We start from the raw sequence: 22,350 nt of genomic DNA, 5'->3' as shown, positions 1-22,350 counted from the left end.
CGAGGATGGTTTCGCCGGGCCCGCAAGCCGCCATCGCTTGCGTGCGCCGCCTGGGCAGGCGGCTTGCGGGTCTATTTCAATATGCGCCGAAAGGGGATTTGGATGATGATTTGGAAAGCGGGAATGCGTCTTGGATTGTGTATCGCGATGGTCGTAAGCCTCCTGCTGACAGGCATTCCGTACGTAAAGGAGGCGCAGGTACCCAAGGCGGCCGCGGCGAGCTCGACGATCGTCAAAAGCGGCAATACGTGGACGCTGGAAAACGATGTGCTGCGGGCAGTCATTACGTTCAGCGGCGGCAGTATTGAAATGACCAGCTTCTATAATAAAGAAGCGGGAAGGGAGTATCTAACGGGCAGCGGCAGCAGTTATTTGTTCTATTATAACTACGGCGGCAGCGATCTGTACGCGGACGACGGCGGTTGGACGCTCGGGACCGATACGATCGGCGACATCTCGAAGTTCGGCACGACCTGGGGCAAACAGCTGACCATACCGATCAGCCGCACCTCGCCGCAAAACGTGACCGTCCAGCTCAAGTTCGAGCTGTACAACGATCGGGCGGGACTCAAGTATTCGAACGTCCTCAAGAACAACAGCACCTCGGAGAAAACGATCACGGCATCGGACATCATCGCGCTCAATTTTCCGAACGATGCCCATACCCTCTACTATGTGCCCAACATGACCTGGAGCAGCACCTCCGGCGCGCTCGCCCCGAATGCGGGCAAGAACGCCATTACCCAATACAACACGGGCGATGGCTGGACGATCCAGCCGGAGATGAACTGGAAGACGCAGGGCGGGACGAACAATCTCCCTTTCGCCAACATTAACGCCTGGAGCGGCATCGACAACGTCAAAGTATCGACGAACCCGGGGTCGCTGCAGCTCGTGCTGTTTCCCGGAGAGACCTACGAATATATCGCCGTGGACATGACCGTATTTAAGGGCGATATGCTGGACGGACGCATGGCTGTTGAAGAGCATTTTCGTAAGCGCTTTAAATATCACAATACAACGGCCGTCTTCACGACTAACGACTGGGAATGGCTAAACAACCGTACGGAGTCCTATTATCGCAATACGGTTATTCCGAAGGCCGTGCAGGCGGGCATGGACATGGTGATGCTGGACGACCTGTGGAATACGACGCGCGACACGACGACGCCGGCGAGCGCGTTCACCTCTAACCTCGCCGCGCTGACGGACACGATCGTCGCCCAGGGCATGAAGTTCGGCCTGTGGTTCAGCATGACCGGCGACAATCATAACGCGGGGCGCGATCTGGCAGATCCCGCGAACATCGAGTTCAAGCGCAGCCAGGTCGAGGACTTCATGATTTCGAACTATCACCTCTCGCATCAGATGATCGACCTGACCGAGTTTTGGCCGAACACGACGGTCACCTCGACCTCGCATCCAAGCGACAGCGTTTACCGGAAAAACGTGAACGTGCGCAATTACATGAACGACGTCGTCTCGCGCCATCCGGACTTTCTCATGAAGGAAACGAGCGAGGTCGACTATTATCCGACCCAAGGCGACCGCAACGTCGGGCTGCTGCATATCGGGGACAACGGCTTCGTCTCCGCCAAGGGCAACGTCGACAAGAGCATGCTGATCGGCTTTAACAGCTTCGGCTATCTGCCGATGAACTCGGTGTATTACGGCGGCCTGACGACCGGCAAGACCGAAGACTACTACTCCTACATGCTGGCGCGCGTCATTAAGTTCGCTAAGGATCCCAGCACCTGGAGCGCGGCGAGCGTTTCGACGCTCAAGAAGTTCAACGAATGGCGTAAAAATCCGCGCATCGTCGCGCTGACGGACGGCATGACCCGGCCGCTGTACGCCGGTCCGAACTTCGATACGTCCGGACCGTACGCCTGGATGTATGCCTCGGACGACAAGAGCAAGGCGCTCGTCATCGCAACCACGGCCGGCGAGACCGCGGCAGCCACGGAGCTGACGCTGAACCTGCGGTGGCTCGACAGCAACAAGACGTACCTCGTCGAGGACGTGACGATGGACGACAGCGGCAATATCAACTACCGCTACAAGGGACGTTACACCGGCGCGCAGCTGAAGTCGCCGGGCCTGCCCGTCAATCTCGCCGAGAACACGTCCAAGGGCAAGGCCTTCTGGATTCAAGAGGACATCGCTTCGGCCGATTTGCAGGTGCTGTACGCGGACGAGAAGATCGCGTCGTACACGGCAAGCGCCGGCAGCTCGACGATCACGGTGAACGCGACGGGAACGGCCGGCACGACGGGCAAGGTCATCGTGTTCGACCGCTCGGCAAATAAGACGATCGCGGCGGATGTGGCGATCGGTGCGGGCGGCACGGGCAGCGTCACCGTGTCCTCGGGAATCGCGAGCGAAGCGGAGAGCCTGCCGGTCGCGATATCCGCGGGCGGCACGCAGGAGAACGGCACCGACTCTGCGGCCAGCGGCGGCGCGTTGAACTACGCCAACGCCGGCGGCGTCGGCGGCTGGGTGCAGTACACGGTGAACGTGCCGAGCGCGGGCACGTACAACGTCAAGGTCCGGGTGAAGAAGCATCCGGACCGCGGGACTGCGCAGCTGTACGTCGACGGCACGGCGCAAGGCGCGCCGATCGACGAGTACGCCGCGACGCAAGGCTACGTCGAAGTGAACTTGGGCAATATCGCCTTCACATCCGCGGGCGACAAAGCATTCAAGTTCCAGGTGACGGGCAAAAACGCGGCCAGCGGCCAGTACACGCTCGCGACGGACGCGATCCGGCTTACGTACAAGTCCCCGGACCGCACGCTTCCGCCACCCGTACCGGAAGCCGTCAAGTACGAGACCGAGAACGCCACGGCTACGACGTCCGCCGGAGGCACGACCACAGTCGGCAGCGACTCCGCGGCCAGCAACGGCTCGCTTAGCTACGGCAATCCGGTATCCGTCGGCGGCTGGATCCAATACGCGGTCAACGTGCCCGCGGCCGGCACCTATAACGTGAAGGTGCAGGTGAAGAAGCATCCGGACCGCGGCATCGCGCAGCTATATATCGACGGCAACGCCCAAGGTGCGCCCATCGACGAATATCAGAGCGCCCAAGGCTACGTCGCGGTCGACCTGGGCAGCATGACGTTCGCTTCCGCGGGAAGCAAAGCGTTCCGCTTCCAGTCCACGGGTAAAAACGCGGCCAGCTCCTCCTATACGCTCGCCACTGATTATATATCGCTGACGCCGCAGCCGATTACGTACGAGGCCGAGAGCCTCGCCGCGACCGTCACTTCCGGCGACACGTATACAAGCGGAACGGATGCCGCGGCTAGCGGCGGCTCGCTGAGTTACAGCAACTTCAACGCCGTCGGCGACTGGCTGCAGTATACCGTGAACGTGCCCGCGGCCGGCACGTACGCGATCAGCGCGCGGGTAAAGAAGCATCCGGACCGAGGTACGGCTCAGCTGTACGTGTACGGGGCGGCGGTGGGCAATCCGATCGACTGGTATGACGCCAACGCCTTTTACGACACCGTCGGCCTCGGGACGGTCACGATCGGCGCCTCGGGCAACAAGACGTTCAAGTTCCAGATCACCGGCAAGGATCCCGGCAGCAATGCCTACACGCTCGCGATCGACAAGCTCATGCTGACGCGCCAGTAGGCCGCCGGCAAATATAGAAGGGTTGCTCCTTTCCGGCATTTCCGGAGAAGAGCAACCCTTTTTTCGCGATTCTCATCATCCTCGCCTGACGCGCTCCCGGACGCTTACGTTTCCGTCTTCGCGGCCGACGACGATGCGCTCCGCCATGCCGACGAACAGGCCGTTCTCCACGACGCCCGGGATGAGGTTCAGCGTCTTTTCGAGCGCCGCTGCGTCCTCGATGACGCCGAAGCGGCAGTCGGCGATATAGTTGCCGTTATCAGTTACGAACGGCTCGTCCCCTTCAGTCAGGCGAAGCGCAGGATGACCGCCTATCGCCTCGAGGCGTCCCATCGTCAGCTTGAAGCCGAACGGTACGATCTCCACCGGCAGCGGAAACTGTCCCAACGTCTTCACTTCCTTAGAAGCGTCGGCGACAATGACGAGCCGCTTGCTATTAGACGCGATGATTTTCTCCCGCAGTAGCGCCCCGCCACCGCCTTTAATCAGGTTAAGGTCCCCATCCGCTTCGTCCGCGCCGTCAATCGTCAGATCGATGCCGCCAGTTGGGATATCGTCCAGCGGAATCAACGGAATCCCTAGCGAGCGCGCCAGCTCCTCGGATCGGATCGACGTCGGCACCGCGGTAATATTCAGCCCAGCCTTCACACAGTTGCCAATCTCCATAATGACCCAGTATGCGGTAGAACCCGTTCCAAGCCCTACGAGCATACCGTCCTCAACAAGCTTGACCGCCTCTTCGCCCGCCCGGCGTTTCGGATCTATAGTCATGCGCCTCACCTTTCCCGCATTCGTTTTACTTATTGCTTCGGATATACGCATTATAGCAATTAACCTTGCACTTTTCTCAAAAAAAGAGCAGCAGCGCAACGAGTGTCTCGTAAGACACCATTGCAACCGCTGCTCTTGGGCAACGTAACTTTTGTCCTTCTCTTCCCGTTTGCAAGCTCTAAGGTTAAACTTCGACCGTAGCCAGCGCCGCTTCGGTGCGTGCCCGATCCCGTTCCAGCACGGGACCAAGATACTTGCCCGTGTAGGACTTCGCATTGTTCGATAGCTGCTCCGGCGTACCCACGCCGACGATCGTGCCGCCGCCGCTGCCGCCTTCGGGTCCGAGATCGACGAGATAGTCCGCAGTCTTAATGACGTCCAGGTTGTGCTCGATGACAAGCACGCTCTCGCCCGAATCGACTAGTCGCTGCAGTACCTGGAGCAACCGGTCGATGTCGTGGGCGTGGAGCCCTGTCGTCGGCTCGTCGAGAATGTACAGCGTCTTGCCCGTGCTGCGGCGATGCAGCTCAGCCGCAAGCTTGACGCGCTGCGCCTCGCCCCCCGACATCGTCGTCGATGGCTGACCGATCGTCATGTACCCGAGTCCGACGTCGAGCAGCGTCTGAAGCTTGCGATGAATGCGCGGAATGTTCTGGAAGAATTCCGTCGCATGCTCGATCGTCATCTCCAGCACTTCCGCGATGTTCTTGCCTTTGTACTTGACCTCTAGCGTCTCGCGGTTATAGCGCTTGCCCTTGCATATTTCGCAGGGCACGTATACGTCCGGAAGGAAGTGCATCTCGATCTTGATGATGCCGTCGCCTTTGCACGCCTCGCAGCGGCCGCCCTTGACGTTAAAGCTGAAGCGTCCCTTCTTGTAGCCCCGCACCTTGGCTTCGTTCGTGATCGCGAATACGTCGCGAATGTCGTCGAACACCCCGGTATACGTCGCCGGGTTGGAGCGCGGCGTACGTCCGATCGGCGATTGGTCGATGTCGATGACCTTCTCCAGATGCTCCAGTCCGAGAAACTCCTTGTACTGGCCTGGACGCACCTTCGCCTTGTTCAGATCGCGGGCCAGCGTCTTGTAGAGGATCTCGTTGACCAGCGTCGACTTGCCTGAGCCCGACACACCAGTTACAGCCGTGAAAACGCCGAGCGGAAACTTGGCGCTCAGATTCTTCAGGTTGTTTTCCGTTGCGCCCTTCACTTCGATCCAGCGGCCGTCGGGTTTTCGCCTTTTGAGCGGTACAGGGATGAACTGGCGGCCGCTCAGATAAGCCCCCGTCAGCGAATTATCGTCGCGCATGACCTCTTCAGGCGTGCCTTGCGCGACGACCGTGCCGCCGTGAATGCCTGCGCCCGGCCCGATATCGATCAGGTAATCGGCCGCCATCATCGTGTCCTCGTCATGCTCGACGACGATCAGCGTATTGCCGAGATCGCGCATATGCTCCAGCGTCTTGATCAGCCGGTCGTTGTCCCGCTGGTGCAAGCCTATGCTCGGCTCGTCCAGGATATACAGGACGCCCATCAAGCTGGAGCCGATCTGCGTAGCCAGCCGAATGCGCTGGGCCTCGCCGCCTGACAGCGTACCTGCCGCCCGGGAGAGCGTCAGGTAATCCAGCCCGACATTGACCAAGAAGCCCAAACGGCTGCTGATCTCCTTCAGGATCAGGTTGGAAATCTGCGTGTCCTTGGCGTTCAGCTCGAGCGCGTCAAAGAAATTCATCGCATCTCCGATCGACAACGCCGTGACATGGGCCACGTTCTGGCTGCCGACCGTAACGGCCAGCGCTTCCTTTTTCAGCCGCTTTCCTTTACAGCCCTCGCACGGCTTGGCACCCATATATTCCTCGATAAACTCGCGGATGCCATCCGATGCCGTCTCCCGGTAGCGCCGCTCCAGGTTAGGTACGACGCCTTCAAACTGGACCATGGCGTCGCGCGTATAACCGAACTCATTTTGATATTTAAATCGAATCTTTTCCGGGCCGGTACCGTACATCAGCAGCTTCATCTGCTTGTCCGTGAGCTCGGATACCGGTACCTTGGTCGGGATCTTGTAGTGGCTGCACACGGCCGCGAGGAACTGCGGATAATAAGTCGAGGTGCTGCCCGCCCAAGCGGAAAAAGCCCCCTGATCGATGCTCTTGCTCTTGTCGTGCAGCAGCAGGTCGGGGTCGACCACCATCTTCACGCCAAGCCCGTCGCAATCCGGACAAGCGCCGAACGGCGAGTTGAAGGAGAACAGCCGCGGTTCAAGCTCGCCCATTGAAAACCCGCACACGGGGCAGGCCAGATGAGAATTAAACATCAACTCTTCCTTGTCGATGATGTCTACGATAATTTGTCCGCCCGATAGCTTGAGCCCCGTCTCGAGAGAATCGGCCAAACGCGTCGCGACGTCTTCCTTCACGACGATCCGGTCGATGACCACCTCGATCGAATGCTTCTTGTTCTTCTCCAGCTCGATCGGCTCGGACAGATCCATGATCTCCCCGTTCACGCGTACGCGCACAAAGCCTTGCTTCTGAATATCGGCCAGCAGCTTCGTATGCTCGCCCTTGCGTCCGGACACGACCGGCGCCAGAATCTGCAAACGGGTGCGTTCCGGATACTCCATGATCCTGTCGACCATCTGCTCCACCGTCTGCGATGTAATCTCGATTCCGTGCTCCGGGCAGTGCGGCTTCCCGATGCGCGCATACAAAAGACGCAGATAATCGTAAATCTCCGTCACGGTGCCAACGGTCGACCGCGGATTGCGGCTGGTCGTCTTCTGGTCGATCGAGATGGCCGGGGACAGCCCTTCGATCGAGTCCACGTCCGGCTTGTCCATTTGCCCGAGGAACTGGCGAGCGTACGCGGAGAGCGACTCCACGTACCGGCGCTGCCCCTCGGCATATATCGTATCGAACGCGAGCGAGGACTTGCCCGAACCGCTAAGACCGGTCAGCACGACAAACTTGTCGCGCGGAATGGTCACGTCGATATTTTTCAAATTGTGGGCGCGAGCGCCCTTTATGACGATCTGATCGCTTCCCAAAAGTACAGCCTCCTGTCGTTAACGGCTTGGGCTCGCTCTCCGCGCCGCCTCCGTTCACGTTCCCATCACATAAGAATATGTGTTCTCATCTCATTATACTTGCCGATGAACTGGTTCGCAAATGGAAATCCCACCAAGGCGCGGCGTTCTTTGGAGAGCTCCGCTCATTTGGTCCTTACACGATTCGGCCGCCCCCGACCCATACTGCCTGCTTTTCGCGCAGTTTCAACGTTATCCCCTTCGATCAGGTGGGCACCGTTCTAAATGAATACATCCGCAATTTAACAGCCTTCGCGCCTATGTAATATGTAATTCAGCCCTATTCCGTCCTTTAAAGAGTATCCCTTTCGAACAGGCTAATGGCGGAATTTTACAAAGTCTGTACAACGAAATGATTAACCAAGCTTCCTTAGCGCGTTTCTCAAAAAAGAATTTCGTCAAGAAATTGTTGCAAACAAACAATTGTTAAGAAACCTGAAATGCATTCTTATGCTGTCTGTAGTTAGCCAATCCCGACCACCTTACGGAACGAACAGCTTTCTTTTTGTTGACCAGATCGCCAAGCGTCACAGTCTGAGTAAGACCGCATAGAGATAAAAGCATTTCAAAAGAATTCGGACGTGCGTTGATTCGGAAACAATATTCGTCCAGGTAAGCCTGCAGATGCTTCGGACCAATTCCTCCGAACGTTCTGGCAAGCCAGCCGATGACTCCCCGCCAGATTAATCCGAGCTCCGTCACACCTTCGCTATCGCTTTGCTTGACAATCTCAATGCTTTGAATCTCGGATTTTGCATCTGTCACATGGCGCCACAGGAAAGTGCCAAAAGAATCAACGCCAAATAAACGCCGTCTAAATTCATTTGGCGGCACTCGCTTAATTTTAACTTCGGCCACTTCGCCCGATTCCGGATCGATTGAGGCCCCTACGACTGCCGGCTGATCTCGCTGATCGGGCGGATCGAAAACCCCGCTCATGACTGGCCGCGCGTAAAAATCGCCGTATAATTGCAGGTCTCCTTTTAGAGGCCTAGATTCGTCGCATACTTGGATGGCATGCCGAAGCTTATGGTTGATCAGCCAAGCCGTCTTGTAGGTCACTTGAATAACCTCTGCCAGCAGCGTGGCGGAGATCCCCGTTTGCATCAAATATAAGGCGCTGAACCACTTTACGAGCGGTGTGCGCGTCCCCTCCATTATGGTTCCCGCAGTCAGAGAGGTTTGGTGATGGCAGACACGGCATTCATACAGACTTTTGCGTCGGGAAGCGACTAGGTAAAATGCAGCTCCGTCGCAGCGAGGACAGCGGTACCCGTTCGGCCACTTGGCCTTGAACAAAGCAAACTCGCAGGCTTCCTCCTGGAATACCGGCATCTTCTCGCGAAGCGAATGCAAACCAATCATCCTCCCCATCCGATAACAAACAGGAACATTTGTTCTCATTATAACACAATGTTCCACCGAGCTAAAGCGCCATTTTGTATCCTTGATGATGGGGAGATTTAGATTAAAAATGGATTGTTAGGGATAGCGTCCTGAGTGAACGGGATAACGTTAAAACGTGTGCTAGCCAGCTCCTCTCCTGCCTGAAGGGGATAACGTTAAAACGTATGCTAGCCAGCTCCTCTCCTGCCTGAAGGGGATAACGTTAAAACGTATGCTAGCCAACTCCTCTCCTGCCTGAAGGGGATAGCGTTGAAACGGGTAAAAGGAGCATTGCAGCACTGCCCTAAACGCGTTAAATTTTGTACCCAACCTTGCAACAAAAAGCCTTGCCAGGACATGCAATCCCGGCAAGGCGTGCGAAGCATTCCTAAAGACTTGCCTTCAGTTCAAGCAGTGCGTCGCGAAGCTCGGCGGCCCGTTCGAACTGGAGGTTCTTGGCGGCGTCCTTCATCTCGGCCTCTAGACGGTTGATGACGGACTGACGGTCCTTCTTGGACAGCTTGTCGACGTCCTCGAGGCCTGTCAGATAAGAACTCTTCTGCTCGGCAACTTTTGTCGCCTCGATGACGTCGCGGACTTTTTTGCGGATGGTCTGCGGCGTGATGCCGTGCTCTTCGTTGTAGGCGGTCTGGATCGCGCGGCGGCGTTCTGTCTCGCCGATCGCCTTCGCCATGGAGTCGGTGATCTTGTCGCCATACATGATGACGCGGCCCTCGGCATTCCGCGCCGCGCGGCCGATCGTCTGGATGAGCGAACGCTCTGCGCGCAGGAAGCCTTCCTTGTCGGCGTCGAGGATCGCCACCAACGTGACTTCCGGCAAATCCAACCCCTCCCGCAAGAGGTTGATGCCGACCAGCACGTCGAACGTGCCGATCCGCAGATCGCGCAGGATCGCCATCCGCTCCAGCGTCTTGATGTCCGAGTGCAAATAACGCACCTTGATGCCGACTTCCTTCATGTAGTCGGTCAGATCCTCCGACATCTTCTTGGTGAGCGTGGTCACGAGCACGCGCTCGTCGCGGTCGATGCGGGCACGGATCTCGCCGAGCAGGTCGTCGATCTGACCCTTGGTCGGGCGCACCTCGATGATCGGATCGACGAGTCCCGTGGGACGGATGATCTGCTGTACCATCGTCGGGCAATTCTCGAGCTCATAAGGGCCGGGCGTTGCCGACACATACACGAGCTGCTTAGCCTTGCCCTCGAACTCCTCGAAGCGCAGCGGTCGGTTGTCCTTGGCCGAAGGGAGACGGAAGCCGTGGTCGACAAGCACCGTCTTGCGCGCCTGGTCGCCGTTGTACATCGCCCGCACTTGCGGTAGCGTGACGTGGGACTCGTCGATGACGATGAGGTAATCGTCAGGAAAAAAGTCCATGAGCGTATAAGGCGTCGCACCGCGCTCGCGGAACGTCAGCGGGCCTGAGTAGTTCTCAATGCCGGAGCAAAAGCCCATCTCCGCCATCATCTCGAGGTCGTAGCGCGTGCGCTGCTCCAGCCGCTGCGCCTCAAGCAGCTTGCCTTGCTCGCGCAGCTCGGCAAGGCGCTCCTCGAGCTCGCGCTCGATGTTAACCAGCGCGACCTTCATTTTCTCCTCGGCGGTAACGAAGTGAGACGCCGGGAAGATCGCGACATGATCGCGCGAGCCGATGATCTCGCCCGTCAGGACGTCGATCTCGGTGATCCGCTCGATCTCGTCGCCGAACATCTCCACCCGGATCGCGCGGTCGCCGACCGATACCGGAAAGATCTCGACGACGTCGCCGCGCACGCGAAACGTCCCCCGCGTGAAATTCATATCGTTGCGCTGATATTGGATGTCGACCAGCTTGTGCAGAATCGCGTTGCGCGATTTTTCCATTCCCACGCGCAGGCTCAAGCGAAGGTCTCGGTACTCCTCCGGAGAGCCGAGACCGTAAATGCAAGAAACGCTGGCGACGATGATGACGTCCTTGCGTTCGAACAGCGCCGAGGTAGCGGAGTGTCGCAGCTTGTCGATCTCGTCGTTGATGCTGGAGTCCTTCTCGATATAAGTATCCGAGGACGGGATATACGCCTCCGGCTGATAGTAGTCGTAGTAGCTGACGAAATACTCGACGGCGTTCTCCGGGAAAAATTCCTTGAACTCGCTGCACAGCTGCGCAGCCAGCGTCTTGTTGTGCGCGATGACGAGCGTGGGCTTGTTCACCTTGGCGATCGTCTGGGCGATCGTAAACGTCTTGCCCGTCCCCGTCGCGCCGAGGAGCGTCTGATGCCGCTTGCCCTCATGAATGCCGGCGACCAACTCCCGGATCGCTCTCGGCTGGTCCCCCTGCGGTTCGTATTCCGATTGCAGCTTGAATCCGGACGGCACTGCCATGTTTAAGCCCACCTCCGTGTCTTGTAGACCAAAGTCCTATATCGTACCCTGCTTCATCCGACCGATAAACAGGATATCCCTTCCAGCGAGTCCGAATATGTGTTCTCATTCATTATATCGGGTTCCCGGAAACCAGTCAAAGGAGTGAAGCTGCATGAAGCAGCGCATGGACCAGACCACTTCGTGGGGCATTCTGGCGGCTCTTGCCGCGTTAATAGGCGGATTTTTGTGGGAAGGAGGGCATTGGGAAGGGCTGGTGGAGAAAACGGCGCTGCTGATCGTATTCGGAGGAACGTTCGCGGCCGTCGCGATCAGCTTCCCGGCATCGCGGCTGCGCCAGATTCCCGAATCGTTGAAGACTGCCTTCCGACCCGCCGCTTTGGAGACGACGACCCGAATTGACGAGCTCGTCGAACTGGCTACGATCGCCCGGCGCGAAGGCGTGCTCTCCCTGGAAGATAAACTTGTAGACCACCCGGACCCTTTTATCCAAAGCGGTCTGCAAATCGTCGTTGACGGTACCGATCACGAGCTCAGCAGGCAAATCCTCGAATTCGAGATTGATGCGATCGAGCAACGAATGGAAAACCAAGCGAAAGTCTTCGAGTCTGCAGGCGGGTATGCGCCTACGATGGGCATCATCGGCACTGTCATGGGACTGATCCACGTGCTAAGCAATCTTGCGGATCCCGGCTCGCTAGGGTCCGCGATCGCAGTGGCGTTTACCGCCACCCTTTACGGAGTTGCCTCCGCAAACATCCTTTATCTGCCCATCGCGTCCAAGATCCGGATTCGCGCGGCCGAGACCGTACAGTTTACGGAGATGATGCTGGAAGGCATTCTCGCGATCCAAGCCGGCGAAAATCCGGCGCTTATTCGCAAAAAGCTGACCGCCTTCATGCAAACGGAGAAACTGTCGTTCGTCCGTAAAAAGGAGGAGAGCGAAGATGGCGCGGAGACGCAGCCGGCGCAGCCGAAGCGCGCATGAGAACCATGACCGGTGGCTGATTACATACGCGGACCTGATTACCCTTCTGCTCATATTCTTCATTATTATGTATGCGATGAGTCAGATCGATATCAAAAAATACGACACGCTGGCCAAGTCGCTCCAATTGGAGTTCCATCGGGCGGACAGCATCATCGAGATGGGAAGCGGGCTTGAGGGCGGCACGGACGTCGCTAAATATGCGAGCCCGCCCCCTTCCGCCAATCCGTCTCCCAGCGCCAGCGCCTCGGTCGACTTGGATGCGGAGATTGCCAGACGTCGCGAGCAGGCGCTCCAGGATCTGTTGAAGGTCATCGAGTCGTATGTCAAAGAAAACAAATTGCAGCAAGACGTTTTCGTCGGAGACATGCCTCAGGGAATCGCTATCCGGCTGTCTGACAGATTCTTGTTCGACCTCGGCAAGGCGGATCTTAAACCGGATGCAAGACCGGCGCTGGACAAGTTATCCAGTTTGTTTGCGAAGCTGGACACGACCATCTCGATCCAGGGTCACACCGACAACCTGCCCATACAGCCGGGCTCTGCGTTCCGGGACAACTGGGGCTTGTCTTCCGGACGCGCCTTGTCCGTGCTCCGGTATTTCGTCGATACGCGCAAGCTGCCGGAAAAAATATTTGAAATCACGGGCTACGCGGACACGCGTCCCGTTGCGGCCAACGACACGGAAGCCAATCGTCAGAAAAACCGCCGCGTGGAAATACTGGTCGTGCGGCAGGCAGAATCCGCCCATCGAAGCTGAAGCGGGTTCATCCCTAGCGTCCGTCGTTTATGAAGGTCCCTTCCATACGAGAACAACGGCGACGATCGCGGCGGCCGCGATGCCAGTATACAGCAGCATGCGGTTTCTCGCGGCGCGCCGTACAGCTTGAGGATCGACCTTTTGCCAAATCCATTGTTTAAGCTGTGCCAGATCATCGGGGCCTGACAAGCTCCGCAAGGGAATCAGGCTGACACCTTTCTGGCCGACGTACAGGATGATCATACGGCGTGTGATCGCGAACCGCCGTACATCCGGCCAGTCGACCTGTCCCTTCGCGGAAGGCGTGACAAAGCTAAAGCCTTTTTCGTCGAATACATACGCCCGTTTTTCAGCCGAAAAACGTCTCTTCACGGCCTGTACCGCTCGCAAATAGCTCGATCCGGGAATGAACAGTCCGAACGCCAGCAGCAGCCATTGTATGAAGTGGAAGTGATCCGCAGCCTCACCGCCCTCCTTTAACGCCGCCAACAGCATATACAGCAAATTAGAACCGCAGACGAGCATGAAGAACACAAACCCCGGACTCGCATAGAAATGTCTCATGTTCAGAGCGACGATCTCTTTTTCCGTCGTTTCGAACTCTGCCTTTACGGTTGCTGCCATGATAACCCCCTGTGACGCTTTTCGCATAACGTCTCTTGTTGCTCTTCATTATAAGACATTATTCGGTGTCGGCGATGCCGCTAATCTTGCGTTTTAGCAACATTTTATCGAACATGCGCGGGTTAAAGCTTATAATGGATGCAAACAAGATCGAACGGAGGCTGTATATGGGATTGTTCGACTTCATCAAGGGCCAGTTCATCGAGGTTATCGAATGGCTGGACGACACCGGTTCGATGGTTTACCGTTTTCCTGTCTACGACAACGCGATTAAGATGGGCGCGAAGCTCGTCGTGCGCGAGTCTCAAGCTGCTATATTCGTCAACGAAGGCCAGATCGCCGACGTTTTCGGTCCGGGAACCTACACGTTAAGCACGCAGAACATGCCGGTGCTTACCGCGCTTAAGTCCTGGAAATACGGCTTCAACTCTCCTTTTAAAGCCGATGTTTATTTTGTGAGTACGCGCAATTTTACACAGTTGAAGTGGGGCACGACAAATCCGGTCATCATGCGCGACGCGGAATTTGGGATGGTCCGCTTGCGGGGCTTTGGCAACTATGCGCTTAAGGTGAACGATCCTGCACTGTTCCTGAAGGAGATTTTTGGGACACAGCAGGACTTTTCGGCGGAAAACGTGGCCGGCTACCTGAAGTCGGTCATCGTCTCCGGCGTAAGCGATCTGCTGGGCGAGTCAAAAATTCCGGTCATCGACCTGGCGGCTTCGTACGACGAGCTGAGCCGTGCCGCGACCGACAAGCTCCAGGCGCACTTCATGCCGATGGGGCTTTGGCTGACGGCCCTCACGATCGAGAATATCTCGTTGCCCGAGGAAGTCGAGAAGACGATCGACCGCAGATCGTCCATGAATATCGCGGGCAATCTCGATCAATACATGAAGTATCAGACGGCAGAGGCGTTGCGCGAGGCGGCGAACAACCCGGCGGACGGCTCGGCGGGAACGGGCATCGGGCTGGGCGCAGGCATGGCGATGGGCCAGGCCATGAGCCAAATGATGCGGCAAAACGAGCAGCAGAATTCGGCGAACGCCGGGGGAAGCTATAGCGCAGGTCCCGGCGCTGCTTCCGTCGCGGGCGCTGCAGCTCCCGGCAGCGGTGCAGCCGCAAGTGAACGTGCCGCGCAAGTCGGCGGGGTCTCCCCCGATGGCGGCAGCGCGGCGCCTGCGAAAAAGTTCTGTTCGGAGTGCGGGCAGCCGCTAGCGCCGACCGCGAAGTTTTGCTCCAATTGCGGGACGAAGGTGTAGGACTGCATGGCGAAAGACGCGAATGCTGCAATGGAAACCATTCAATTTCCCTGCGCGAGCTGCGGCGGCGCGATGCTGTTCGACGCGGACAGTCAGCAGCTGAAGTGCCAATATTGCGGCAGACTGCAAGCGATCGAGTCCGACACCGCGCTTCCGCAGGAGCATGCGCTCGACGACGGTATGCGAGAAGAAGCGGACACGGACTGGGGCGTGGCGCAGCAGACGATCAAATGCGAGTCCTGCGGCGGCGAGAGCCTGATTCCGGCCTTGCAGACGGCTACGCTATGTCCGTTTTGCGGCTCGCCGAAGGTGCTGCCTCAGCCCGCGGCGGCAACGATAAAGCCCGAATCGCTGATCCCGTTTCAAGTCGACAGCGACGACGCAAAGAACGCCTTCCGGGCGTGGAAAAAGAAACGCTGGTTTCTTCCCGGCGCGTTCAAGCGGGAAAACACGAGCGCGCGATTAGCCGGCATCTATATCCCCTATTGGACGTACGATGCGAATACCGCATCCGACTACACCGCCGAACGCGGCGATTATCACTATCGGACCGTGACCAGGACGCGCGTCGTCAACGGAAAAACCGAGACATACACCGAGCAGGAACGCTATACGGTCTGGCATTGGGTTAGCGGCGATTACGAACGCTTCTTCAACGACGTTTTGATCCCGGCCTCCGGCCAATACGATGCCAAGCTGCTGGATCGCCTGGGCAACTTCGAGCTGGGCGGACTGATCGGCTACAAGCCTGATTATTTGAGCGGCTACATCGCCGAACGCTATTCAGTCAACCGAACGCGAGGCTGGGAGGAAGCACGGGAGCGGATCGACGGCGAGCTCCGCGGCGACATCCGTTCCAAGATCGGCGGCGACGAGGTACGCTCGCTTAACATCAATACCGATTACTACGATCGCACGTTCAAGCATCTTTTACTGCCCGTCTGGAATGCTAACTACAACTATAAATCCAAGTCCTACCGCTTCATGGTCAACGGACAGACCGGCCTCGTCTCAGGCACTGCACCTCGCAGCGCCTGGAAGATTACCTTTTTCGTGCTGGCTTGTCTGGCAGTCGTCGGTGTCATCGTACTGTGGTATGCGAGCAGCCAACAAACACCGCCTCAATAGAACAATAGAAAAAGCAATCAGAAAAACAATCAAAAAACAATCGCCCTGCTCACGAGCAGGGCGATCTTTATTCCCCGATTAACTTCAAGCCTACCGCGGCGGCGATAACAAGCGCGAGGAAAAAGAGTCTTGCGGCCTGGCGCGACTCACCGTAAAAAATCATGCCGAGAACGGTAGCGCCAACCGAGCCGATGCCCGTCCAGACCGCATAAGCCGTCCCCATCGAGATGTCTTGCATCGCAGCTGTCAGCAGGCTGAAGCTGAACAAGAAGCTGACGCATATAATAATCAATCCCCAAGCATCCCTGCGGCTGCTCCAACGGTTCAAGCCGACTGTCCCCACGACTTCAAACAGGCCCGCACAAACCAGGTAAATCCATGCCATCAGCCGTTCCCGCCTTTCTCAACGCCCGTGCTTGATTTTGGCCCTGATGTCGCTTTTAGGCCTACGATGCCGACGATCATGAGGGCGACCAGCGCTAACTTAGCCGCATTCAGTTCTCCCTCGTAAAAAACGGCTTCCCCGATTACCGTCCCTGCCGCGCCGATGCCCGTGAACGCGGCATAGGCCGTTCCGATCGGCAGCACGCGCGTCACTTCCATCAGGCTCCAAAAGGAAAACGCTAATGCGACGACCGTCAGCAGCCACTCCCACCAGGTTGAAGCATGCTTCAGGCCCGATACCCACCCCACTTCCGTCACGCCGGCCGCGATCAGCAGTGTCCAGTACTTTGTCATAACGATACCCCTTTCCCTATAATCGGATAATCGGATGCAAAAAAGCCCGAAAGCATCGGCATGCACGGTGAGCGGCGCGATCGTGGCGCACTACCATGCATTCTGATACTCCCGGGCTTTTGTCCCTCCGTGACGCCTGCCGCTATCGGCAGCGCGCGCCCTCCCTTGGACCAGACAGCCGGCCGAAGCCGCCTCGGAACCCTAGAGGACGAATCCAATCCATAGTAACGAACAACAGATGAACTGTCAATGCGATTGCAAAAAAGATGCCGAACGATCGACTGGCCGGCTTTCTACTTATGCCTTCCGCTGCGCGGAGGAAGACCTTCAGGCACACGCTCTTGAACAGCCGTTGGAGTAACGCCGAAAGTCCGCTCTGCGGTGGTCGCGTCTACTTGACCTGTCGCCTCCGCATGCGTCCCCGCTGTCAAAGCAAGCACATCGTTCCCGGACTTGCCGGACTTCTCCGGTGGCGGCCCGCTCTCTTGCGCCGCGGCCTCCTCCGAACCGCCGAATCGCCTCCGGGCGCCTCTTCCGCGCAGCCTCGCACCTGCCAAACGCATTCCTTGGCGCAACGAGGACGATCCCGGCGCCGCCACGTATTCGGCATCCTCGTCCGGCGCAAGGATCAGCCCAAGCTGATGATGCTCTCCGGCATACCGGGCCCGTTGCGCAAATTTTACGTTGCCGTCGCGGTTCAGCACCTCGAGCTTCGTAAACGCCGGCTGAAGCTGCAACGCCGCATGAAGCTCCTCCTTGCTGCGCACGCTGACGCCATTCGCCTTGCTCACGGTCTCGCCGGCGGTCAAGCCCATCTCATACGCCGGCGTTCCGGGAAGCACGGCGAGAATGACGACGCCTCTGCCATCCTGCACATAAACAGGATGATGCCCCCGCTCGCGCATCCTTCCCCAGAACAGCAGACCCTCGTGCAAAATGAAGGCCGCGAGCCCGGCCAAGATCGTAAGCGGTCCCCAGAACGCGGCGCCGGCTGCAAGCGCCGCAATCGCCAGCCCGTAAACAAGCAGGCCGGTTGCCATTTCCTTCGCCTTAACTTCAGGCCACCGTGTCGCCGTGCGATCCGTAAATCCGATCAGCACCGGAAAAGCTGCCAGCGTCCATCCGGCGACCGTAACCGCCGGTCCTCCATCCATGCCGAACAGCGGCGTCCATGGCAGCGCTAGCCCATTATTGCTTGCCGCGGGCACAAGCCAGAGCAGCGGCACCGGCCAAAGGCCGGACAGCGAATAGGCGCCGATCGGCTTGCCTCGCTTCCCCTCCAGAAACAACGGCGTCGCATATCGCGAGCCCTGCAGCCGGACGAGAAGCGCTTCCGCAATATGCAGCAGGCCGGCCAAGAACAGCAAGGACGGACCATCGATATCTTTTAACGCCTGCCAAATCCGGTTTACCGTCTCGTCTCCATCAGGCACGCCCGTCCATGAAAGGATCGTCTGTATGACAGTAAGTACGCCCGCCGCGTAAGCGAGACAAACATATCGCAGCTTGAACAACGCGAGCATGAACGTCGCGATCCAGACGCATACGAGCGTAGAGGCAGTCAGCTGCGCCCCTGCGGCAAACCCGAGCGCCGACAACGCGATGCCCGCAACAAAACCCGCGACGATGCGAGCAGCCGTCATCGGCAGCGTACCCCGCAGCCTGATGTGGAACAGTCTGCGCTGCAGCACATTGCTCTGGCGGGAATGCCACCAGACCATAGCGAGCGCGATATATAAAAAAGGCGACAGGAACAGGACGCCGATACTCTCGCCCGCCAACCGCAACCAATCGATCGTCAGATCCAAGACGAATCCCGCCTTTCATTTCCGTAATCCGATATGTACGCCGACCATAGGTATTCGACAGACGGAAGTTTAAATCCTGCCGGATGATCCGTCCTCAACTTACAAATAGTGGAATTCGGTTGCTGAAATACTCCGTTTTTCCCGTTTTAATGATATCCCCTTCGCGCAGGAATGCGTTACGTTGCCCGAAAGCCGCAATCGCCCGCAAGCCGCTGCTTTGATCCCCATTCTAACGATGAAAATCGTAGACATCCCTGACCGAAGGGGATACCGTGTAAAGGGGCCCGCCTGTGTGCATGATAAACTTTTAATCTGATCGAAGGGGATATCGCTTAAGAGCATTGCTCCGCTTCAAAGCGCAAATCCCTTCTATCGTCTCCTGCTAATCATCCCCTGCCTGATCGAAAGGGATACCGTTCAAACCCCTGATTGAAAGGGATACCGTTCAAACGCCCGAAAATGCCCCAAAAATGCGGCAGCCGCCCCAGGCTGCCCACCTTCTCAAGTGGGCGCTGCCTTGGGACGGCTTTGCGCGAGGCTCCGATTTATTTGAGATACGGCGCCGGATTGACCGGCGTGCCGTCTTTGCGAACCTCGAAGTGCAGATGGTAACCGGTAGCGGTGCCCGTCATGCCGACGAGACCGATTTTTTCGCCGCGTTTGACGGTCTCGCCCTTCTCGACCAGGATCCCGCCTGGCTTCAAGTGACCGTACAGCGTCCACAGACCGCCGCCATGGTTGATGATGATACAATTGCCGTACCCGCTCCACGATTGGGCGACGATAACGGTGCCCGATTCGGCCGCGTAGACCGACGTACCCTCCGGAACCGCCATGTCCAAGCCCGTGTGCAGCTTGTTTTTCTGTCCGGTCACGGGATGCGTACGGTAGCCGAACGGCGACGACAAGCGGTATTCCCGCTTCAGCGGGAGACCAAGCTTACCGCCGGTGTAGTAGGTTTTCAGCTGTTTTTTCTGCTCCAGCAGCTTCGAATACTTTTTGCCGAACTCCATCAGCGCGGCTTCGGCCTCTTCGCTGATATCCTCGGTTTCTTCGATTTTCTGGTTAATGCTCGCTACGAGCACTTCTTTTTCTTTTTCCTGATCCTGCAGCTCGGCCCTTTTGTCCGCCATGTCGCTGTACAGCTTCTTGACGGAAGCCAGATCGACTTCGACCTGCGCTTTCTTGTCGGCGACAAGCGCCTTGTAGTTCTCGGTCTGCGACAGCACTTCTTTATCCTGCTCCATAATCGACTGCAGCGACTGGAAACGGCCCACGAAGTCCGAGAAGCTCTTGGAGCTGAGCAGCACGTCCAGATAAGATACAGAGCCGTTCATGTAAATAAGCCGGATGCGCTCTCGCAGCTGCTCGTCCCTGCTCTGCCTGGAGGCTTCGGCGGACTCGAGCTCCGACGTCGTCTTCAGCAGCTTGGTTTCGGCGGACTCTATCTTGGCCTGAGTCGCGTCGAGCTGATCCGAAGTCTGCTGAATCTGCTTGAGCAGCGTAAACATATCCGTCTTGGCAAGCGCCTTTTTGTTGGTCAGATCCTCGCTCCGGCGCTCCGCTTCCTTCTTGCTTTCCGCGGCGGCGTTCATCTGGGCTTGGATCTCTTTGAGCTGCCGCTCGATCTTCTGCATCTTCGTCTCGGCGTGGCTCTCGTACGGCCGGACGAGGAATACGACGCCCAGCAGCATGACCAATACCGCGATCAATCTTTTATTCACCCATGTTCTCCTCCATCATCTGAGCATGAACGGCAAGAGCTACACCTTCAAATGCTTGCGAACCGAAACGACGCTGCCCCAGACGCCGATCAACGTGCCGAGCGCCACGAGCGTGCCGCCGACCAGCCAGCCGACTTTGTTCATATCGACGACCTCGATCATCATCAGGCCCATGTTGTAATGGGTCGACGCGATCAATTCGGAATACCCGTACAGCAGCAGCGCTGTCGTAAGGCCTGAGCCTGCCAAGCCGATGACGATCCCTTCGATGAAGAATGGCCAGCGGATAAAATTGTTGGTGGCGCCGACGAGCTTCATAATGCCGATCTCTCTGCGACGGGCCAGTATCGTCATCTTGATCGTGGTGGAAATGAGGAACATCGCCATGACCGCGAGTCCCGCGACGACGACCAGACCGACGTTGCGCACGGCGTTCGTGATGCGGAACAGCTTTTCGACATAGCCTTGTCCGTACTTGACGCTGAGGACCGGCTTGTCCGCGTCCGTCTCGTTAAAGGCAAGAATCTGCTTGGCGACGTAGGACACCTGCTGGGCGTCGAACAGCTCGACCTCGAACGCATCCGGCAGCGGGTTGGCATCCTTATAGCCGTCGAGCGCGCCTTTTACGTCCTCGTCCAGATCCTGACGCAGCTTTTCAAGTCCCTCCTCCTTGGAAACGAAGGTGACCTGCTTGACCTCGGCGATGTTGCCGATGCGCGTCTTCAGCTCGTCGATCTTGGACTGGCCGATCTCCGACTGGAGGTAGACGTTGACTTGAACCTGGCTGTCGAACTGATCCGCCCACTGGTTCACGTTGAGCGCGAGGAGCATGAACACGCCCAGCACGAACAGCGACACGACGATCGATCCGATCGAGGCGAATGACATCCAGCCGTTGCGGAAGACGTTCTTGACACCTTCGCGGACGTGGCGCACGAGGGTGCTAAACTTCATATCCGTAATCCCCTCTCTGCTGGTCCCGCACGATGGTGCCCCGCTCGATCGCGATGACCCGTTTGCGAAGGGTGTTGACGATTTCTTTGTTGTGGGTGGCCATGACGATGGTGGTACCGCGGAAATTGATCTCTTCGAGCAGCTTCATGATTCCCCACGAGGTCTCGGGATCGAGGTTGCCGGTAGGCTCGTCAGCCACGATGACGGAGGGGCTGTTGACGATCGCCCTGGCAATCGCGACGCGCTGCTGCTCGCCGCCGGACAATTGGGCCGGCAGGCTGCTCGCCTTGTGCTTAAGCCCGACAAGCTCGAGCACCTCCATCGTTCGCCGGCGGATATGCCGCTTGGGCGATTCGACGACTTCCATCGCGAAGGCGACGTTCTCATAAACGGACAGTTTGGGCAGCAGCCGAAAATCCTGAAACACCACGCCGATATTGCGGCGGACGTAAGGGATCTTGCGCTGCTTGAGCTTGCCTATATTGAACCCGTTGACGGACAGCTGGCCCTTGGTCGGCACTTCCTCGCGATAGATCAGCTTCATGAACGTCGACTTGCCGGCGCCGGACGGGCCGACGACGTACACGAACTCGTTGCGGTCGATCACGATATTTATGCCTTGCAGGGCGGGCGTGCCGTCCGGATAGGTCTTCCATATGTCGTGCATTTCGATCACGCGATCACATCCTGTTTGCATGGTAGACAGCCGTTGCATATAGCCGTTGCATATATACGTTCAGGGAGACGCTTCCCGTCGAAAGGCTAATATTCCGCAGACTAAAGGTACTTCGACATCTTGCCGGGAAATCCTTTATTTGTCGAGCTTTATCTCGCCGACGGACGCGAATCCGCGCCCATTTCGGCACGCATTTTTGTCGATTTCCGTTATTTTGAGAAATTTTTAATCTGGAGGGAATCCTACGGGAGAGATGCGTTTGCCGGAAGGAGGACATCCGAAAAATGAACAGTCGAATCGTCCGGATCGCGGCCTCCGCTCTCGCGCTGGCCGTCGGCATGAGCGTGGGGACAGGGACAGCGGAACAAGCGCGGGCAGCAGGAGTGATTGGGGGAACCGCGCTGGTTAGAGTGGCGAGCGTCGA

The 22,350-nt window shown here is 57.7% G+C and carries 16 protein-coding genes and 1 riboswitch; of the genes, 5 read left to right on the top strand and 11 right to left on the bottom strand.

Features of this window, described 5'->3' with window-relative positions; all coding sequences use genetic code 11:
- Positions 1–102 precede the first annotated feature (102 nt).
- Complete coding sequence (locus tag KB449_RS36090) at positions 103–3,642, top strand: GH36 C-terminal domain-containing protein (RefSeq protein ID WP_282913254.1); 3,540 nt, start codon at positions 103–105, stop codon at positions 3,640–3,642.
- Between the two features lie 75 nt (positions 3,643–3,717).
- On the opposite strand, the gene rpiA is transcribed toward KB449_RS36090, so the two are convergent.
- The 4 genes from rpiA to uvrB form a co-directional block, all read right to left on the bottom strand.
- A complete protein-coding gene (gene rpiA / locus KB449_RS36085; RefSeq protein WP_282913286.1) occupies positions 3,718–4,407 on the bottom strand; it encodes a ribose-5-phosphate isomerase RpiA in 690 nt (229 codons plus the stop codon).
- Between the two features lie 190 nt (positions 4,408–4,597).
- Entirely contained in the window at positions 4,598–7,462 is a 2,865-nt protein-coding gene (gene uvrA, locus KB449_RS36080) for an excinuclease ABC subunit UvrA (RefSeq protein ID WP_282913253.1), read from the bottom strand.
- A gap of 465 nt (positions 7,463–7,927) precedes the next feature.
- Positions 7,928–8,866, bottom strand: a complete 939-nt coding sequence (locus KB449_RS36075; RefSeq protein ID WP_282913252.1) for an IS1595 family transposase — start codon at positions 8,864–8,866, stop codon at positions 7,928–7,930.
- Positions 8,867–9,275: 409 nt separating this feature from the next.
- Positions 9,276–11,264 carry an excinuclease ABC subunit UvrB gene (uvrB, locus tag KB449_RS36070; RefSeq protein WP_282913251.1) on the bottom strand — a complete coding sequence of 663 codons (1,989 nt, stop codon included), beginning with the start codon at positions 11,262–11,264 and terminating at the stop codon, positions 9,276–9,278.
- 166 nt (positions 11,265–11,430) lie between these two features.
- Here uvrB and KB449_RS36065 point away from each other — a divergent pair, with 166 nt between their 5' ends.
- Together KB449_RS36065 and KB449_RS36060 are read left to right on the top strand one after the other, a co-directional pair.
- Positions 11,431–12,252 carry a flagellar motor protein gene (locus tag KB449_RS36065; RefSeq protein ID WP_282913285.1) on the top strand — a complete coding sequence of 274 codons (822 nt, stop codon included), beginning with the start codon at positions 11,431–11,433 and terminating at the stop codon, positions 12,250–12,252.
- Positions 12,212–13,012, top strand: coding sequence for an OmpA/MotB family protein (locus KB449_RS36060; protein ID WP_282913250.1), 801 nt, complete (start codon positions 12,212–12,214; stop codon positions 13,010–13,012). Before KB449_RS36065 ends, KB449_RS36060 begins: the two co-directional genes overlap by 41 nt.
- A 27-nt stretch (positions 13,013–13,039) precedes the next feature.
- On the opposite strand, the gene KB449_RS36055 is transcribed toward KB449_RS36060, so the two are convergent.
- Positions 13,040–13,636: a YcxB family protein gene (locus KB449_RS36055; RefSeq protein ID WP_282913249.1), complete on the bottom strand. Its 597-nt coding sequence runs from the start codon at positions 13,634–13,636 to the stop codon at positions 13,040–13,042.
- A gap of 167 nt (positions 13,637–13,803) precedes the next feature.
- Here KB449_RS36055 and KB449_RS36050 point away from each other — a divergent pair, with 167 nt between their 5' ends.
- Positions 13,804–14,898, top strand: coding sequence for an SPFH domain-containing protein (locus tag KB449_RS36050; protein ID WP_282913248.1), 1,095 nt, complete (start codon positions 13,804–13,806; stop codon positions 14,896–14,898).
- Positions 14,899–14,904: 6 nt separating this feature from the next.
- The gene (locus KB449_RS36045) at positions 14,905–16,026 is read left to right on the top strand and encodes a TFIIB-type zinc ribbon-containing protein (RefSeq protein WP_282913247.1); all 1,122 of its coding nucleotides are present in this window, start codon (positions 14,905–14,907) and stop codon (positions 16,024–16,026) included.
- Between the two features lie 67 nt (positions 16,027–16,093).
- Here the strand turns inward: KB449_RS36045 and KB449_RS36040 are convergent, their stop codons facing one another.
- The 6 genes from KB449_RS36040 to ftsE form a co-directional block, all read right to left on the bottom strand.
- On the bottom strand, positions 16,094–16,411 hold the full coding sequence (locus KB449_RS36040) for a DMT family transporter (protein ID WP_282913246.1): 318 nt from the start codon (positions 16,409–16,411) through the stop codon (positions 16,094–16,096).
- The gene (locus KB449_RS36035; protein ID WP_282913245.1) at positions 16,411–16,764 is read right to left on the bottom strand and encodes a DMT family transporter; all 354 of its coding nucleotides are present in this window, start codon (positions 16,762–16,764) and stop codon (positions 16,411–16,413) included. Before KB449_RS36035 ends, KB449_RS36040 begins: the two co-directional genes overlap by 1 nt.
- A gap of 106 nt (positions 16,765–16,870) precedes the next feature.
- A riboswitch (guanidine-I (ykkC/yxkD leader) is annotated at positions 16,871–16,980 on the bottom strand.
- Positions 16,981–17,057: 77 nt separating this feature from the next.
- Positions 17,058–18,572, bottom strand: coding sequence for a PDZ domain-containing protein (locus KB449_RS36030; protein WP_282913244.1), 1,515 nt, complete (start codon positions 18,570–18,572; stop codon positions 17,058–17,060).
- Between the two features lie 545 nt (positions 18,573–19,117).
- Positions 19,118–20,296 carry a murein hydrolase activator EnvC family protein gene (locus KB449_RS36025; protein WP_282913243.1) on the bottom strand — a complete coding sequence of 393 codons (1,179 nt, stop codon included), beginning with the start codon at positions 20,294–20,296 and terminating at the stop codon, positions 19,118–19,120.
- Positions 20,297–20,335: 39 nt separating this feature from the next.
- A complete protein-coding gene (ftsX, locus tag KB449_RS36020) occupies positions 20,336–21,250 on the bottom strand; it encodes a permease-like cell division protein FtsX (RefSeq protein ID WP_282913242.1) in 915 nt (304 codons plus the stop codon).
- Positions 21,240–21,926, bottom strand: coding sequence for a cell division ATP-binding protein FtsE (gene ftsE, locus KB449_RS36015; protein ID WP_282913241.1), 687 nt, complete (start codon positions 21,924–21,926; stop codon positions 21,240–21,242). Before ftsE ends, ftsX begins: the two co-directional genes overlap by 11 nt.
- Between the last annotated feature and the right edge of the window lie 424 nt (positions 21,927–22,350).

The sequence above is a fragment of the Cohnella hashimotonis genome (genome assembly GCF_030014955.1).
Classification (GTDB): Bacteria; Bacillota; Bacilli; order Paenibacillales; family Paenibacillaceae; genus Cohnella; species Cohnella hashimotonis.
This window is presented reverse-complemented; position numbering and strand designations above follow the sequence as displayed.

What these genes read in the sequence shown, in the direction of transcription:
- KB449_RS36090 (WP_282913254.1), top strand. Translation starts at nt 103, where the DNA reads ATGATGATTTGGAAAGCGGGAATGCGTCTTGGATTGTGTATCGCGATG.
- KB449_RS36075 (WP_282913252.1), bottom strand. Translation starts at nt 8,866, where the DNA reads ATGATTGGTTTGCATTCGCTTCGCGAGAAGATGCCGGTATTCCAGGAG.
- uvrB (WP_282913251.1), bottom strand. Translation starts at nt 11,264, where the DNA reads ATGGCAGTGCCGTCCGGATTCAAGCTGCAATCGGAATACGAACCGCAG.
- KB449_RS36065 (WP_282913285.1), top strand. Translation starts at nt 11,431, where the DNA reads ATGGACCAGACCACTTCGTGGGGCATTCTGGCGGCTCTTGCCGCGTTA.
- KB449_RS36060 (WP_282913250.1), top strand. Translation starts at nt 12,212, where the DNA reads ATGGCGCGGAGACGCAGCCGGCGCAGCCGAAGCGCGCATGAGAACCAT.
- KB449_RS36055 (WP_282913249.1), bottom strand. Translation starts at nt 13,636, where the DNA reads ATGGCAGCAACCGTAAAGGCAGAGTTCGAAACGACGGAAAAAGAGATC.
- KB449_RS36050 (WP_282913248.1), top strand. Translation starts at nt 13,804, where the DNA reads ATGGGATTGTTCGACTTCATCAAGGGCCAGTTCATCGAGGTTATCGAA.
- KB449_RS36045 (WP_282913247.1), top strand. Translation starts at nt 14,905, where the DNA reads ATGGCGAAAGACGCGAATGCTGCAATGGAAACCATTCAATTTCCCTGC.
- KB449_RS36040 (WP_282913246.1), bottom strand. Translation starts at nt 16,411, where the DNA reads ATGGCATGGATTTACCTGGTTTGTGCGGGCCTGTTTGAAGTCGTGGGG.
- KB449_RS36035 (WP_282913245.1), bottom strand. Translation starts at nt 16,764, where the DNA reads ATGACAAAGTACTGGACACTGCTGATCGCGGCCGGCGTGACGGAAGTG.
- ftsX (WP_282913242.1), bottom strand. Translation starts at nt 21,250, where the DNA reads ATGAAGTTTAGCACCCTCGTGCGCCACGTCCGCGAAGGTGTCAAGAAC.